This is a genomic window from Cronobacter sp. EKM101R (genome assembly GCF_963888145.1).
In the GTDB taxonomy this organism is placed as follows: Bacteria; Pseudomonadota; Gammaproteobacteria; order Enterobacterales; family Enterobacteriaceae; genus Cronobacter; species Cronobacter turicensis.
The window spans coordinates 141,754-156,802 of the sequence record NZ_CAWPHW010000052.1 but is presented as its reverse complement, the minus strand read 5'-3'; the positions used below and the strand labels follow the sequence as shown (position 1 = coordinate 156,802).

Below are 15,049 nucleotides of genomic sequence, written 5' to 3'. Positions count from 1 at the left end.
TTCTTAATCAGCCTGCTTACGCAGAAATGCCGGGATATCCAGATAATCTGGCTCTTTCGCCGTCTGCGGCGTCGGGTCGTTAACCACTTTAGAAGCCGGTTTCTGCTCCTGAGTCAGCGGGGCCATGCCGTGCTGCTGATAACGATCCATTGCAGGCTGCTGCGTCTGTTTGTTAGTCACCAGAGTGATTTCAGGACGCTTATCCATGCCGATACCGGTCGCTACAACCGTTACGCGCAGTTCGTCGTTCATATCCGGGTCGAGAGACGTACCGATAACCACGGTGGCGTTATCCGATGCGAAGGCACGGATGGTATTACCCACGGTTTCGAACTCATCAAGACGCAGGTCGAAGCCCGCCGTGATGTTGACCAGAACGCCGCGCGCGCCGGACAGATCGATATCTTCCAGCAGCGGGCTGGAGATAGCCATTTCGGCCGCTTCTTCCGCACGGTCTTCGCCGCTTGCGACACCCGAGCCCATCATGGCGTAACCCATTTCAGACATCACGGTACGCACGTCTGCAAAGTCGACGTTCATCAGACCCGGGCGCGTAATCAGCTCGGCGATACCCTGCACCGCGCCTTTCAGCACGTCGTTGGCCGCGCCGAACGCGTCCAGCAGAGAGATCCCACGACCCAGCACTTTCAGCAGCTTGTCGTTAGGAATGGTAATCAGGGAGTCGACATGACGGGAGAGCTCGGCAATACCCTGTTCGGCAAAAGCCATACGCTTTTTGCCTTCGAAGTTAAACGGCTTAGTCACGACAGCAACGGTCAGGATGCCGAGGTCTTTCGCCACTTCAGCGACAACTGGCGCAGCGCCGGTGCCTGTACCGCCGCCCATGCCGGCTGCGATAAATACCATATCAGCGCCATCTAATGCGGCGCGCAGCGCTTCGCGGTCTTCTTCCGCAGCGTTACGACCGACTTCCGGGTTGGCGCCCGCGCCCAAACCTTTAGTGATGCCGCTACCAATCTGGATAGTCTGGCCGACTGCGGTTTTACGCAGCGCCTGGGCATCGGTGTTGACTGCGAAGAACTCAACACCTTCGATGCGCTCGCGCACCATATGTTCTACGGCATTACCGCCGCCGCCACCGACGCCGATGACTTTAATCACCGCGTCGTTGGTCAGTTCCATAGGTTCAAACATAATGTCTCTCCGTTTTGTGCCTTTCGCCTGAGACCGCTAATTTTGTCCGGTCTCTGAAAAAAATTAAAACTCTTTTCGCAGCCAGCTGTTGATCCGTTTGATCCACGAGCCGACTGAAGTTCGTTTTTCCACTTCCGCCTCACCGCTGAGATGCGATTCTTTACCATAATGCAGTAAACCCACCGCCGTGGAGTAATAGGGCTCCTGGGCGTAATCGGTAAGGCCAGTAATATTTAAGGGCTGTCCAATACGCACCTGCGTATGGAACACCCGCTGCGCGCACGCCGCCAGACCTTCAATTTGCGCCGCGCCGCCCGTTAATACAATCCCCGCCGCAAGATGATGTTTCACGCCCTGCTGGCGAAGCTGCTCCTGCAACTGCAAAATTTCTTCGTTTACCAGATTAAGCAGCTCGGTATAACGCGGCTCAATCACTTCCGCCAGCGTCTGACGCTGGAGGCTGCGCGGCGGACGACCGCCCACGCTCGGCACTTCAACACTCTCGTCTTTACCGACCAGCGACCCCAGCGCGCAACCGTGACGCACTTTAATCGCCTCGGCATCGCTCGGCGGCGTGCCGAAGGCATAAGCGATATCGCTGGTAACCACGTTACCGGCATACGGAATCACTTTAGTGTGACGCAGCGCACCGCCGGTATAGACCGCAATATCCATTGTACCACCGCCGATATCCACTACGCAGACGCCCAGCTCACGCTCGTCTTCCGTCAATACGGAGTAGCTGGAGGCCAGGCCCGCGAAAATAAGTTGGTCAACTTTCAGGCCGCAACGTTCCACTGCCTTGACGATGTTTTTCGCCATGTCATTGTGGCAGGTGATTAAATGCACTTTCGCCTGCATGCGAACGCCGGATAACCCTACCGGGTTTTTAATCCCTTCCTGGTAATCAATAGCGTATTCCTGAGGAATCACATGCAATACGCGATGTTCATCGCGTACGCGTACTGATTTTGCGGTATGGACAACATTTTCAACATCTTCCTGCGTCACTTCCTCTTCGGAGATCGGCACCATGCCGATTTCGTTCTGGCAGCTAATGTGCTTGCCGGAAAGCGCCAGGTAGACGGAAGAGATCTGGCAATCCGCCATCAGTTCGGCCTGGTCTATCGCGCGCTGAACGCACTTCACCACCGATTCCAGATCGTTAACGCCGCCTTTATCCATCCCGCGGGACGGACAGCTTCCCACACCAATGATATTGATCATACCGTCGGGCAGAACTTCCCCTACCAAAGCGGCGACCTTCGCAGTGCCAATCTCCAGTCCAACTACCAGTTTTCTGTCCGTCGCCTTAATCATTGTTGCTCTGCCTGTGCCTGATTCTGTTGCTGATTAATTTCCTCAGTGGGGGCCGGCTCCCAGCCGACCGCCGCGCCGGAGTCATAGCGTAAATCGACATAGCTTATCCGCTTATTGTCAGTTTGCGCTTGCTGTTGCAGAACCGGGTAGAGCTCCACAAAGCGTTCCAGGCGTTTCATTGTGTCATCCCGACCGAGATTGAGCTTAATATTATTGCTCAACGTCACCTGCCAGGAGCGACGTGCGGTCATCGCCGCTTCCTTCAGTGTAAATTTATCTTTCGCCAGCACCTGTCCCATCGACCGGTAACCCTGCAGCACTTCGTTCTCGCTGCCTTCCGGGCCGTACAGTAACGGCAAAACCTGCTTACTGGCGCGATCGGACGGCACGCTGAAGGCCGTACCGTCGGTGTCGATCATGTGCTGGTCATTCCAGCGTGCTATCGGCACATATTCAACCAGATGAATCTTCAATTCGTCCGGCCATTGCTTTCTTACGCTTGCCTGCTTGATCCAGGGCAAACGTTCTATCTGATTCTGAATGATATTCACGTCCTGGGTCATAAACGTGCCCGGCGCGCCCAGCGCCAGGATGGACTGACGAATATCATCGTTGCGGGTGTAATGGCGCTCGCCCGTTACCACCAGCTTTGACAGCGGCAGGCGCTGGGCGTCTTCCATCCACCCCAGCACCATCCAGCCGCCGAATATCACGGTTAACACGACCGCCAGCAGAAAGACGATGCCTGCAAGACGGGTCCCATTATTACGGCGCGAAACCGTATTTTCTTCAGGACGATTTTTCGTGTTCAGCGCAGCCTGCGACATATCAGTTCGCCAGCTCCAGAATACGCACCACCAGTTGCGAGAAGCTCATCCCCGCCTGACGCGCCGCCATCGGCACCAGGCTATGGCTAGTCATGCCAGGCGCCGTGTTCACCTCAAGCAGATAAAACTCGCCGTCGCTGTCCTGCATCACGTCCACGCGGCCCCAGCCCCGGCAGCCCAGCACACGCCAGGCTTCCAGCACCAGCGCCTGTAGCGCCTGCTCGCGCCCGGCATCAATACCGGCCGGGCAGAAATATTGCGTCTCGTCCGAGAGATATTTCGCCTCGTAGTCATAAAACACGCCAGCGGGCTGAATGCGAATCGAGGGCAGAATGTCATCGCCAAGGATGGCGACGGTAAACTCCGGGCCGCTCAACCATTTTTCCACCAGCACTTCGCTGTCGTGTTCAAACGCCAGTTCGAGCGCGGGCAGTAACGCCTGCGTGCTGTCCACTTTCGACATGCCGACGCTTGACCCTTCGCGGCTCGGCTTCACGATAACCGGCAGACCTAACGCCGCGATACGCGCGCTCAGCGCCTCGCTAAGGCCGCCACGGATGTCGCGACGCTCCAGCGCCACCCAAGGCGCCACAGGCAACCCTGCGCCCTGCCAGAGCAGTTTGGTGCGCAATTTATCCATGGTGATAGCCGAAGCCATCACGCCGCTGCCGGTATAAGGCAGGCCGAGATACTCCAGCGTGCCTTGCAGCGTGCCATCTTCGCCGCCGCGACCATGCAGCGCGATAAAGACTTTATCGAACCCTTCTTCTTTCAGGGTTGTCACGCACACATCGCGCGGATCGACGGCATATGCGTCAACACCCGCCTGCTTCAGGCCCGCGAGTACCGCGCTGCCGGATTGCAGGGAGACCTCACGTTCCGCCGAGCTACCGCCCAGCAGTACGGCGATTTTCTCAGCCATGCGCGTTCTCCTCTGGTTGCAGCTTCGCTTCCGCCAGCTGGCGCGCGATTTTACCGATATTGCCCGCGCCCTGAACCAGAATCAAATCATTGCCCGACAGTACCGGCGCCAGCATCGCGGCGACCTGCGCCGGATCGGAAACCAGAATCGGGTCGACCTTGCCGCGCGCGCGGATAGTGCGGCACAGCGAGCGGCTGTCAGCGCCCGGGATCGGCGCTTCACCCGCCGGGTAAACGTCCAGCATCAGCAGCACATCGACCTGCGACAACACGTTGGCGAAATCGTCATACAGATCGCGCGTACGGGTATAGCGGTGCGGCTGGAAAATCATGACCAGATTTTTCTCCGGCCAGCCTGCGCGGGCAGCGCGCACGGTCGCATCCACTTCGGTTGGGTGATGGCCGTAATCGTCCACCAGCATCGCCGTGCCGGATTTACCGTTGACGTTTGCCAGCGGAAACTCGCCCAGGAAATCAAAACGACGCCCGGTGCCCTGGAAGCTCTCCAGCGCGCGCAGAATGGCCTCGTCTTCAATCCCCTCTTCCGTCGCTACAGAGACCGCCGCCGCGGCGTTCAGCGCGTTATGGCGGCCCGGCGCGTTCAGCGTCACGCGCAGTTCCGGCTTGTCCTGACGCACCAGAGTGAAATGCCCCTGCGCGCCGGTCTGGCGATAATTTTCCACACGTACATCGGCATCTTCGCTGAAACCATAAGTGGTAATTTGACGCCCGACGCGCGGCAGCAGCTCGCGGATCACCGGATCGTCCACGCACATCACCGCGCGGCCGTAAAACGGCAGGTTGTGCAGGAAGTTAATAAATGTCTGTTTCAGGTTCTCAAAGTCGCCATGGTAGGTGTCCATGTGGTCGGCTTCGATATTGGTCACAATCGCGACCATCGGCTGCAAATGCAGGAACGAGGCGTCGCTTTCGTCCGCTTCGGCAATCAGATAACGGCTGTGGCCAAGGCGCGCGTGCGTACCCGCCGCTTTCACCAGGCCGCCGTTAACGAACGTCGGATCGAGACCCGCTTCGGCATAAATGCTCGACACCATCGCGGTCGTCGTCGTTTTGCCATGCGTACCTGCCACGGCGATGCCGTGACGAAAACGCATCAGCTCCGCCAGCATCTCGGCGCGGCGGATAACAGGAATACGGGCCTCATGGGCCGCGACGATCTCCGGGTTATCCGCAGAAATCGCGCTGGATACGACGACCACGCTCGCGTCCAGGACGTTTTCCGGACGGTGGTTGAAATAAATAGTGGCGCCCAGCGCCGTCAACTGCTGCGTGACAGCGTTCGGCGCCAGATCGGACCCGCTGATCTGGTAGCCTTCGTTCGCCAGCACTTCCGCAATGCCGCCCATACCGGCGCCGCCGATGCCAACGAAGTGAATGTGCCGGACGCGACGCATCTCGGGCACGATAGAACGCAGTTTCGCCAGTTGTTGTGTATTCATTCTTTAAAAGCCTTTGGCAAACGCCATAACATCATCAATCACGCGGAACAAACATGATCCGCAATCGTTACGCGCGGGCGACCGCGCGTACTTCATCTGCGACCCTTTCGGTCGCGTCGGGAATGGCGGCCGCGCGCGCGCGCTCAGCCATATCGAGCAACGTAGCGCGATCCCATCCCTTCAGCGTCTCGCTCACCGCCTCAACGGTAAACTGCGGCTGCTCCAGAATCTTCGCCGCCCCCGCTTTCTCAAGCGGCAGCGCATTCCAGTATTGCTGCCGGTCTTTATGCTGGAACGGCACAAACAGCGCCGGTAAACCGGCGGCGGCAATTTCACTTACCGTCAGCGCGCCGGAGCGGCATACCACCACATCCGCCCACGCGTAGGCTGCCGCCATGTCGTCGATAAATTCGGTCACTTTATGCTGCGGCTGGCCCGCGGCGGCATACGCCTGCTGAACATCTGCCAGCGCGCCTTTACCACTCTGATGCCAGACAGTGACAGCATCGCCCAGACGCCCCGCCACCTGCGGCATCGTCTGGTTCAGTACGCGCGCGCCCTGCGAGCCGCCGACGACCAGCACGCGCACCGGCCCTTCACGCCCCGTCAGCCGCGCTTGCGGCAACGGCAGCGCCAGCACATCGGTGCGTACCGGATTGCCCACCACTTCCGCGTTCGGGAATGCGCCGGGGAACGCCTGCATCACGCGGCTTGCGATTTTCGCCAGCCACTTGTTGGTCAGCCCCGCGATGCCGTTTTGCTCATGCAGCACGACCGGAATACCCAGCGACCACGCCGCCAGCCCGCCAGGGCCGGATACATAGCCGCCCATGCCCAGCACGACATCGGGCTTAAAGCGCTTCATGATCGCCCGCGCCTGACGCCAGGCGTTAAAAATACGCACCGGCGCCAGCGCCAGTGCTTTCAGGCCTTTACCACGCAGGCCGGAGATACGAATAAAATCGATCTCAATGCCGTTTTTCGGCACCAGGTCTGCTTCCATGCGATCGGCGGTCCCCAGCCAGCGAACCTGCCATCCCTGCGCCATCAGATGGTGCGCAACGGCGAGTCCTGGAAAGACGTGTCCGCCCGTTCCGCCCGCCATCACCATCAGCCGCTTTGGTTGACCACTCATCGTGAACCTCGTGTAAACGCCTGGGCTTTTTCCAGACGCGTTTCATAATCTATGCGCAACAAAAACATAATCGCCGTCGACATTATCAGCAGGCTCGAACCGCCGTAACTGATAAGCGGCAACGTCAGGCCTTTGGTCGGCAGCATACCCGCCGCCGCGCCGACGTTAACCAGCGCCTGAAAACTAAACCAGACGCCGATAGAACAGGCCAGAAAACCCGCGAAGCGCTGATCGGTTTCCAGCGCGCGACGCCCTATCGACATGGCGCGAAAAGCCACGAAGAATACCATCAAAAGCGCCAGTACCACACCGATATATCCCAGTTCTTCCCCAATAATGGAGAAGATGAAGTCGGTATGCGCTTCGGGTAAATACTCCAGTTTCTGCACCGAATTCCCGAGCCCCTGCCCCCACAATTCGCCGCGACCAAACGCCATCAACGACTGGGTAAGCTGGTAGCCGCTGCCGAACGGATCTTCCCACGGGTTCCAGAACGACGTCACACGGCGAATACGGTAAGGCTCGGCGAGGATCAACAGCACAACCGCCGAAATACCCATGCCGATAATCGCGATGAACTGCCAGAGCTTGGCGCCTGCGAGAAAGAGCATCGCAAGGGTCGTCACAAACAGCACCACCACCGTACCGAGGTCAGGCTGCGCCAGCAGCAGCACCGCCATCACCAGGATCACGCCCATCGGTTTTAAGAAGCCGCGCAGGTTGTTGCGCACTTCATCGACCTTACGCACCAGGTAGTTCGACAGATAACAAAAGAGCGACAGCTTGGAGAATTCGGCTGGCTGAATACGCAGCGGGCCAAGCGCAATCCAGCGCGACGCGCCGTTGACCGAACTGCCCACCACCAGCACGATCAGCAGCATCACAATCGAGGCGATAAGCATGGCTGCGCTGTGGCGCTGCCAGAATTCCATCGGCAGGCGCAGCGTAATCAGCGCCAGGCCAAATGCCAGCAGCAGATAAATACCGTCACGCTTGGCGAACAGGAAAGGATCGTTTGCCAGACGCTGACCTACCGGCATTGACGCCGACGTCACCATGATAAAACCAATCGCCGCCAGCCCCAGCGTCAGCCAGAGCAGCGTGCGGTCGTACATCACCAGACTGGTGGTGTCTTTCTCGCGCGAGCCCATCACCCAGCCGCGAACCGCCCGGAAAAGCCAGGCGAGAATGCCCATACCGGGCAGGCGCGGCAGGCGAAGGCGTGGGAGCGATAAGCGCATCAGCCAAGCTCCTTCGCAAGTCGCGTAAAGACGTCGCCGCGCTGTTCGAAGTTTTTAAACTGATCGAGACTGGCGCAGGCAGGCGAAAGCAGCACCATATCGCCAGGCGCCACGCGTCCGGCAATGACTTTCATCGCCTCTTCCATGGTTTCCATACGCTCAGCCACTTCAGGGCGCAGCGCAGCCAGCGCGTCGCCGTCGCGGCCAAAGCAATAAAGACGCACGCGATCGCCCGTCAGATAATGCGCGAGCGGCGAGAAATCGGCGGATTTACCGTCGCCGCCCAGCAGCAAATGCAGCGTGCCGTCGAGATGCAGACCGTTAAGCGCCGCCTCGGTGCTGCCGACGTTGGTGGCTTTGGAATCGTTAATCCAGCGCACGCCGTTATGCTCATAAGCAAGCTGGAAACGGTGCGCCAGCCCGCCAAACGTCGTCAGCGCTTTCAGGCTGCTGGCGCGCGGCAGGCCCGCGGCATCCGCCAGCGCCAGCGCCGCCAGGGCGTTGGTGTAGTTATGCTGGCCGACCAGCTTCATCTCTTTGACGTTGAGGACTTTCTCGCCCCGCACACGCAGCCAGATTTCGCCCTGCTGGCGGTTGAGGTGATAATCCCCGACATCAATACCGAAGCTCACGCAGCGCTCGTCGGCGCCGCGTACCGGCATAGTCAGCGCGTCATCGGCATTGACCACGCACACCGTCGCGTTTTCATAAATCCGTAACTTCGCCGCACGATACTGCTGCAACCCGAGCGGATAGCGATCCATATGATCTTCGGTGACGTTAAGGATAGTCGCAGCGGCGGCCTTCAGGCTAAACGTGGTTTCGAGCTGGAAGCTTGAAAGCTCAAGCACATAGAGTTCGCGCCCCTCTTCCAGCAGCATCAGCGCGGGCAGGCCGATATTGCCGCCGACGCCCACATTAACGCCCGCCGCTTTCGCCATTTCGCCCACCAGCGTCGTCACGGTGCTTTTACCGTTCGATCCGGTAATGGCGACGATCGGCGCCTGCGCTTCGCGACAGAACAGTTCGATATCGCCGACGACCTCAACGCCCGCTTCCGCCGCCGCGCTCAGCGCCGGATGCGCGAGGGCGATCCCGGGGCTTGCGACGATCAGATCGGCGTTCATCAGCCAGGTTTCGTTGAGCGAGCCGAGATGGCGCTCCACCTCTTCCGGCAGCTTATCCAGCCCCGGCGGGGAGATTCGGGTATCCATCACACGCGGCGTCACGCCGCGCGCCAGGAAAAAGTCCACGCAGGAAAGGCCGGTTAACCCAAGCCCAATGATGACGACTTTTTTACCCTGATAATCTGCCATGTTTAACGTACCTTAAGCGTAGCCAGGCCAATCAGCACCAGCATCAGCGAAATCACCCAGAAGCGCACGATCACGCGCGGCTCCGGCCAGCCTTTCAGTTCATAGTGGTGATGAATAGGCGCCATTCGGAAAATGCGCTGTCCGCGCAGCTTAAAGGAGCCGACCTGCAGGATGACCGACAGGGTCTCCACGACGAACACGCCGCCCATAATCACCAGCAGGAATTCCTGACGCAGCAGCACGGCGATAATGCCGAGCGCGCCGCCTAACGCCAGCGAGCCGACATCGCCCATGAAGACCTGCGCCGGATAGGTGTTGAACCACAAAAAGCCCAGGCCCGCGCCGACAATCGCGGTGCAGACAATCACCAGTTCGCCCGCGTGGCGCAGATATGGAATATGCAGATAGCTTGCGAAATTCATGTTACCCGTCGCCCACGCCACCAGCGCGAAACCGCCCGCCACCAGCACGGTGGGCATAATGGCAAGGCCGTCCAGACCGTCGGTCAGGTTCACCGCGTTGCCGGTGCCGACAATCACGAAATAGGCGAGCAACACATAGAAAATGCCGAGTTGCGGCATGACGTCTTTAAAGAACGGCACCACCAGTTCGGTCGCAGGCGTTCCCTTGCCGGTAATGTAGAGCGCAAACGCCACCGTCAGGGCTATCACTGACATCCAGAAATATTTCCAGCGGGCAATCAGGCCTTTGGTATCTTTACGCACCACCTTGCGGTAATCGTCGACGAAACCCACCGCGCCGTAACCGACGAGCACAAACAGCACGCACCAGACATACGGATTGGACGGATAAGCCCACAGCAGCACCGACACCACGATAGAGGTGAGGATCATGATGCCGCCCATGGTCGGCGTGCCGCGTTTGCTGAAGTGCGACTCCGGACCGTCGTTACGCACAACCTGCCCGAAGGAGAGTTTCTGTAAATGCGCGATCAGGCGCGGCCCCATCCATAACGAGATAAACAGCGCGGTCAGCAGGCTGACGATGGCGCGAAACGTCAGATAGGAAAAGACGTTAAAGCCGGAATAATATTTGACCAGATGCTCGGCCAGCCACACTAACATGTCCTGTTCTCCTGTAATGCGCGCACTACCTCTTCCATGGCAGCACTACGTGAACCTTTCACTAAAAGGGTAATGATGGAATGCTCGTTGATAAGCGTCTTCAGGCGTGCAATCACGGCCTGCTTATCGCGGAAATGTTCGCCCACGCCGCTGGCGCGGCTGATGCCTTCGCTGAGCGTGCCGACGCTCAGGACTTTATCGATGCCAGCGGCTTTCGCCGCTTCGCCCACCTGCTGATGGCACGCTTCGGCTTCATCGCCGAGCTCCGCCATGTCGCCAACCACCATCACGCGATATCCCGGCATTTCAGAGAGCACCTGCGCGGCAGCGGTCATGGAGCCGACATTGGCGTTGTAGCTGTCATCCAGCAGCAGTTGGTTTTCGGCGAGATGCACCGGGAACAGACGCCCCGGCACCGCTTTCAGCTTCGCAAGCCCGGCTTTAATGGCCTGAAGCGGCGCGCCGACAGCCATCGCTAATGCCGAAGCGGCGAGCGCGTTGGCGACGTTATGGCGCCCTGGCAGCGGCAGCAAAACGTCCATGTCGCCCACCGGCGTACGCAGCGTAAATTCGGTGCCGTGGCTGGTGATGTGAATATTGGTGGCGCTGAAGTCGCTGGTGGCGAGGTTTGGCGAGAAGCGCCAGACCTTGCGGTCGCCAATCACGCTCTGCCAGTTCAGCCAGTCGTTGTTATCGGCGTTCAGAATCGCGATGCCGTTTGCCGGCAGACCGGAGAAGATTTCGCCTTTGGCTTTAGCCACGCCCGCGAGCGAGCCGAAACCTTCGAGATGCGCCGCCGCCAGGTTGTTGACCAGCGCGGCTTCCGGGCGTGTCAGGCTCACGGTCCAGGCGATTTCGCCCTGATGATTGGCGCCAAGCTCAATCACTGCGTACTGATGTTCCGGCGTGAGACGCAGCAGCGTCATCGGCACGCCGATGTCATTATTCAGGTTGCCTGCGGTGTAGAGCGTGTTGCCGCACTCGCCGAGAATGGCGGCGGTCATCTCTTTCACCGAGGTTTTACCGGAAGACCCCGTCAGCGCGACCACGCGCGCGGGCACCTGCTGTCTGACCCACGCCGCCAGTTCGCCAAACGCCAGGCGCGTGTCGGCCACCACCAGTTGCGGCAGGTCAATATCCAGCTTGCGGCTTACCAGCAGCGCGCCCGCGCCGCCAGCCTGCGCCTGGTCGGCAAAATCATGCGCGTCGAAACGCTCGCCTTTCAGCGCCACAAACAGGCAGCCGGGCGTCAGTTTGCGGGTGTCGGTCGTTACCGCGTCGATATCAGCATCGGCGCCGTGCAGCTCGCCTTTCAGAATAACGGCAAGCTGGCTCAGAGATACGTGAATCATGCCACTGCTCCCAGCAGACGCGCCGCGGTGACGCGATCGGAATAATCAAGACGGCGGGTGCCGACAATCTGGTAATCCTCGTGGCCTTTGCCCGCCAGCAGTACGACGTCGTTTTCCGCCGCCTGCATAATGGCGTTGGTTACGGCTTCGGCGCGGCCTTCAACGACGCGCGCGCGGCCCGCATCCAGCATACCGGTCAGGATATCGGCGATGATCGCCTTCGGATCTTCGGTGCGCGGGTTGTCATCAGTAACCACCACGACATCGGCGAATTGCTCGGCAATCGCGCCCATCAGCGGACGTTTGCCTTTATCGCGATCGCCGCCGCAGCCGAATACGCACCAGAGCTTGCCCGCACAGTGCAGACGCGCGGCCTGCAACGCTTTTTCGAGCGCATCCGGCGTGTGGGCGTAATCGACCACCACGGTCGGTTTGCCCGGCGCGCTGAACACTTCCATGCGGCCATTGACCGGCTGGAGGCGCGGCGCGCTTTCGAGCAGCGCGGCGAGCGGGTAATCGAGCGCCAGCAGCGTGCCGAGCGCCAGCAGCAGGTTGCTGACGTTAAACGCGCCCATCAGGCGGCTGTCGATTTCGCCATCGCCCCAGGAGGAGCTGAAGCGCAGCGTGGCGCCGCGGTCGTGGTATTCCACCGCATCTGCGCGTAACCAGCGGCCGTGACAGCCCGGATTAATGTTGTTTTCCATGGACACCGCGACGGCATCCGGCAGCTTCGCCAGCCACCGGCGGCCGACTTCATCATCGGCGTTGATCACCGCCTGCCCGTAATGATGCGCGGAAAACAGCAGCCATTTCGCCGCTTCGTAATGTTCCATGTCGCCGTGATAGTCGAGATGATCGCGGCTTAAATTGGTAAATACCGTGGCGGCGAATTTCAGCGCCGCCACGCGATGCTGCACCAGACCGTGGGATGAGACTTCCATCGCGGCCACGGTAGCCCCCTGTGCGGCGAGCCCTGACAGCACATGCTGAACGTCCACCGCAGAGCCGGTGGTGTTTTCCGTCGGACTCACTTTACCCAGCAGCCCGTTGCCTACGGTGCCCATCACAGCGCTGGTTTCGCCCAGCCGCTGACACCACTGCGCGATAAGCTGCGTGGTGGTGGTTTTACCGTTGGTGCCCGTCACGCCAATCAGACGCAGACGATCGGATGGCTCATTATAAAAACGCCCCGCCAGCGCCGAGAGACGCTCGTTGAGCTGGCTTAAATAGATAACCGGCACGCCGTGCATTTCACGGACTTCGCCGTCCGTCGCCTCGCCTTTGGCTTCGGCGACGATGGCAGCTACACCTTGCGCTATCGCCTGCGGGATATACCGACGCCCGTCCGCCTGATGACCGACCACCGCCACAAAGAGATCCCCCGCCGCCGCAACGCGGCTGTCCAGGGTCATCTCCCGCAGAGCTCGCGCAGGCAGACCAGCTACCCACGGAGCGAGAAGGTCGCGCAAATTACGATCTGCCACCTGTTCCCTCTTCTCGATTAATTACGAATTCACTTTTTTCGCCCGTTGTCAGCGCATCCGGCTCGATGTTCATGGTGCGCAGCACGCCGCCCATAATGGCACCAAAGACCGGCGCGGAAACGGCGCCGCCGTAGTATTTGCCCGCCTGCGGATCGTTAATCACCACCACCAGCGCGAAACGCGGATTGCTGGCAGGTGCAACGCCTGCGGTGTAAGCAATGTATTTGTTGATGTATCGTCCGTCCGGCCCGACTTTTTTCGCCGTACCGGTTTTAATCGCAATGCGGTAGCCTTTGATGGCCGCCTTCACGCCGCCGCCGCCAGGCAGCGCCACGCTTTCCATCATATGCACCACGGTGCGCACGATAGATTCCGGGAAAATGCGCTCGCCCGGCACAGGCGGATCGACCTTGGTAATCGACAGCGGGCGGTAGACGCCATAGCTGCCGATGGTCGCGTAGACTCGCGCTAACTGTAACGGGGTTACCATTAGCCCGTAGCCGAATGAGAAGGTGGCCCTCTCTATGTCAGACCACCGTTGTTTTTGCGGATATAAGCCACTGCGTTCTCCGACCAGCCCCAGATTGGTCGACTTCCCGAGTCCAAAACGTGAGTAAGTATCTACTAACGCTGAGGAGGGCATCGCTAACGCCAGTTTGGAAACCCCGACGTTACTCGACTTCTGTAATACCCCGGTGAGCGTCAGCTCGCTGTAGCGGGCGACGTCTTTAATTTCGTGACCGTTAATGCGGTATGGCACGGTGTTAAGCACCGTATTTTCCTGCACCACACCGCGCTGCAGCGCCGTCATCACCACCATCGGCTTAACGGTGGAACCCGGTTCGAAGACGTCGGTAATGGTGCGGTTACGCATCACGTCTTTCGGCGTGCCGGTGATGTTGTTCGGGTTATAAGAGGGGCTGTTGGCCATCGCCAGCACTTCGCCGGTGTTCACATCCACCAGCACGGCACTGCCGGATTCCGCTTTGTTGAACGCCACGGCGTTATTAAGTTCGCGGTAGACCAGCGCCTGGAGACGTTCGTCGATGCTGAGCGCCAGGTTGTGCGCCGCCTGGCTGTCGGTCGAAGAGATATCCTCAATGACGCGCCCATAGCGGTCTTTACGCACGATACGCTCACCGGGCTGGCCGGTGAGCCATTTATCAAAGCTTTTTTCGACGCCCTCGATCCCCTGGCTGTCGACGTTGGTAAAGCCGATGAGGTGAGCGGTCACTGCGCCGGAAGGATAGTAACGGCGCGACTCTTCACGCAGATGGATGCCAGGGAGCTTGAGCTTTTTGATGTAATCGCCGATATCAGGGTTGACCTGACGCGCGAGATAGATAAAGCGGCCTTTCGGGTTGGCGTTGACGCGCGCGGCGAGCTGGTCGAGCGGGATTTTCAGCGCGTCGGAGAGCGCCTTCCAGCGGTTATCGAGCGTGATGCCGCCCGCGTCGTGCAGCTCTTTCGGATCGGCCCAGATCGCTTTTACCGGCACGCTGACCGCGAGCGGTCGGCCGGAGCGGTCGGTTATCATGCCGCGTGCGGTGGAGACTTCCTGCACGCGCAGCGAGCGCATATCGCCCTGACGCACCAGCATGTCCGGGTCGATAATCTGCAACCAGGCGACGCGCGCCAGCAGAAACGCCAGAGCCAGCAAAATGCAGCCGCAGAGCAACGCAAAACGCCAACTAATAAAGTTGGCCTGTTCTTCCTGACGTTTTGGTTTAAGCGTCTTTGCTGCTGCTTTCAT

At 59.6% G+C, this 15,049-nt stretch carries 12 protein-coding genes; all 12 read right to left on the bottom strand.

Annotation, left to right across the window (positions count from 1 at the left end; all coding sequences use genetic code 11):
- Positions 1-3: 3 nt before the first annotated feature.
- The 12 genes from ftsZ to AACV31_RS19830 all read right to left on the bottom strand — a co-directional run bounded on the left by ftsZ (position 4) and on the right by AACV31_RS19830 (position 15,049).
- Complete coding sequence (ftsZ, locus tag AACV31_RS19885) at positions 4-1,155, bottom strand: cell division protein FtsZ (protein WP_004388393.1); 1,152 nt, start codon at positions 1,153-1,155, stop codon at positions 4-6.
- A gap of 63 nt (positions 1,156-1,218) precedes the next feature.
- On the bottom strand, positions 1,219-2,475 hold the full coding sequence (ftsA, locus tag AACV31_RS19880; protein WP_004388394.1) for a cell division protein FtsA: 1,257 nt from the start codon (positions 2,473-2,475) through the stop codon (positions 1,219-1,221).
- Entirely contained in the window at positions 2,472-3,302 is an 831-nt protein-coding gene (gene ftsQ / locus AACV31_RS19875) for a cell division protein FtsQ (protein WP_007707156.1), read from the bottom strand. The genes ftsA and ftsQ overlap by 4 nt, the downstream gene beginning before the upstream one ends.
- A 1-nt stretch (position 3,303) precedes the next feature.
- The gene (locus AACV31_RS19870; RefSeq protein WP_165155908.1) at positions 3,304-4,224 is read right to left on the bottom strand and encodes a D-alanine--D-alanine ligase; all 921 of its coding nucleotides are present in this window, start codon (positions 4,222-4,224) and stop codon (positions 3,304-3,306) included.
- Positions 4,217-5,683: a UDP-N-acetylmuramate--L-alanine ligase gene (murC, locus tag AACV31_RS19865; protein WP_075197734.1), complete on the bottom strand. Its 1,467-nt coding sequence runs from the start codon at positions 5,681-5,683 to the stop codon at positions 4,217-4,219. Before murC ends, AACV31_RS19870 begins: the two co-directional genes overlap by 8 nt.
- A 67-nt stretch (positions 5,684-5,750) precedes the next feature.
- Positions 5,751-6,818, bottom strand: a complete 1,068-nt coding sequence (gene murG, locus AACV31_RS19860; protein WP_105538025.1) for an undecaprenyldiphospho-muramoylpentapeptide beta-N-acetylglucosaminyltransferase — start codon at positions 6,816-6,818, stop codon at positions 5,751-5,753.
- Positions 6,815-8,059 (bottom strand): cell division protein FtsW, encoded by a 1,245-nt coding sequence (gene ftsW / locus AACV31_RS19855; protein ID WP_007768071.1) that lies wholly within the window; start codon positions 8,057-8,059, stop codon positions 6,815-6,817. Before ftsW ends, murG begins: the two co-directional genes overlap by 4 nt.
- Positions 8,059-9,375, bottom strand: a complete 1,317-nt coding sequence (murD, locus tag AACV31_RS19850) for a UDP-N-acetylmuramoyl-L-alanine--D-glutamate ligase (protein ID WP_075197736.1) — start codon at positions 9,373-9,375, stop codon at positions 8,059-8,061. The genes ftsW and murD overlap by 1 nt, the downstream gene beginning before the upstream one ends.
- A 2-nt stretch (positions 9,376-9,377) precedes the next feature.
- Positions 9,378-10,460 (bottom strand): phospho-N-acetylmuramoyl-pentapeptide-transferase, encoded by a 1,083-nt coding sequence (mraY, locus tag AACV31_RS19845; RefSeq protein WP_007706942.1) that lies wholly within the window; start codon positions 10,458-10,460, stop codon positions 9,378-9,380.
- Positions 10,454-11,812 (bottom strand): UDP-N-acetylmuramoyl-tripeptide--D-alanyl-D-alanine ligase, encoded by a 1,359-nt coding sequence (murF, locus tag AACV31_RS19840; protein ID WP_165155906.1) that lies wholly within the window; start codon positions 11,810-11,812, stop codon positions 10,454-10,456. Before murF ends, mraY begins: the two co-directional genes overlap by 7 nt.
- Complete coding sequence (gene murE / locus AACV31_RS19835) at positions 11,809-13,296, bottom strand: UDP-N-acetylmuramoyl-L-alanyl-D-glutamate--2,6-diaminopimelate ligase (RefSeq protein WP_161589721.1); 1,488 nt, start codon at positions 13,294-13,296, stop codon at positions 11,809-11,811. Before murE ends, murF begins: the two co-directional genes overlap by 4 nt.
- A complete protein-coding gene (locus AACV31_RS19830) occupies positions 13,283-15,049 on the bottom strand; it encodes a peptidoglycan glycosyltransferase FtsI (RefSeq protein WP_007767909.1) in 1,767 nt (588 codons plus the stop codon). The genes murE and AACV31_RS19830 overlap by 14 nt, the downstream gene beginning before the upstream one ends.

What these genes read in the sequence shown, in the direction of transcription:
- ftsZ (WP_004388393.1), bottom strand. Translation starts at nt 1,155, where the DNA reads ATGTTTGAACCTATGGAACTGACCAACGACGCGGTGATTAAAGTCATC.
- ftsA (WP_004388394.1), bottom strand. Translation starts at nt 2,475, where the DNA reads ATGATTAAGGCGACGGACAGAAAACTGGTAGTTGGACTGGAGATTGGC.
- ftsQ (WP_007707156.1), bottom strand. Translation starts at nt 3,302, where the DNA reads ATGTCGCAGGCTGCGCTGAACACGAAAAATCGTCCTGAAGAAAATACG.
- AACV31_RS19870 (WP_165155908.1), bottom strand. Translation starts at nt 4,224, where the DNA reads ATGGCTGAGAAAATCGCCGTACTGCTGGGCGGTAGCTCGGCGGAACGT.
- murC (WP_075197734.1), bottom strand. Translation starts at nt 5,683, where the DNA reads ATGAATACACAACAACTGGCGAAACTGCGTTCTATCGTGCCCGAGATG.
- murG (WP_105538025.1), bottom strand. Translation starts at nt 6,818, where the DNA reads ATGAGTGGTCAACCAAAGCGGCTGATGGTGATGGCGGGCGGAACGGGC.
- ftsW (WP_007768071.1), bottom strand. Translation starts at nt 8,059, where the DNA reads ATGCGCTTATCGCTCCCACGCCTTCGCCTGCCGCGCCTGCCCGGTATG.
- murD (WP_075197736.1), bottom strand. Translation starts at nt 9,375, where the DNA reads ATGGCAGATTATCAGGGTAAAAAAGTCGTCATCATTGGGCTTGGGTTA.
- mraY (WP_007706942.1), bottom strand. Translation starts at nt 10,460, where the DNA reads ATGTTAGTGTGGCTGGCCGAGCATCTGGTCAAATATTATTCCGGCTTT.
- murF (WP_165155906.1), bottom strand. Translation starts at nt 11,812, where the DNA reads ATGATTCACGTATCTCTGAGCCAGCTTGCCGTTATTCTGAAAGGCGAG.
- AACV31_RS19830 (WP_007767909.1), bottom strand. Translation starts at nt 15,049, where the DNA reads ATGAAAGCAGCAGCAAAGACGCTTAAACCAAAACGTCAGGAAGAACAG.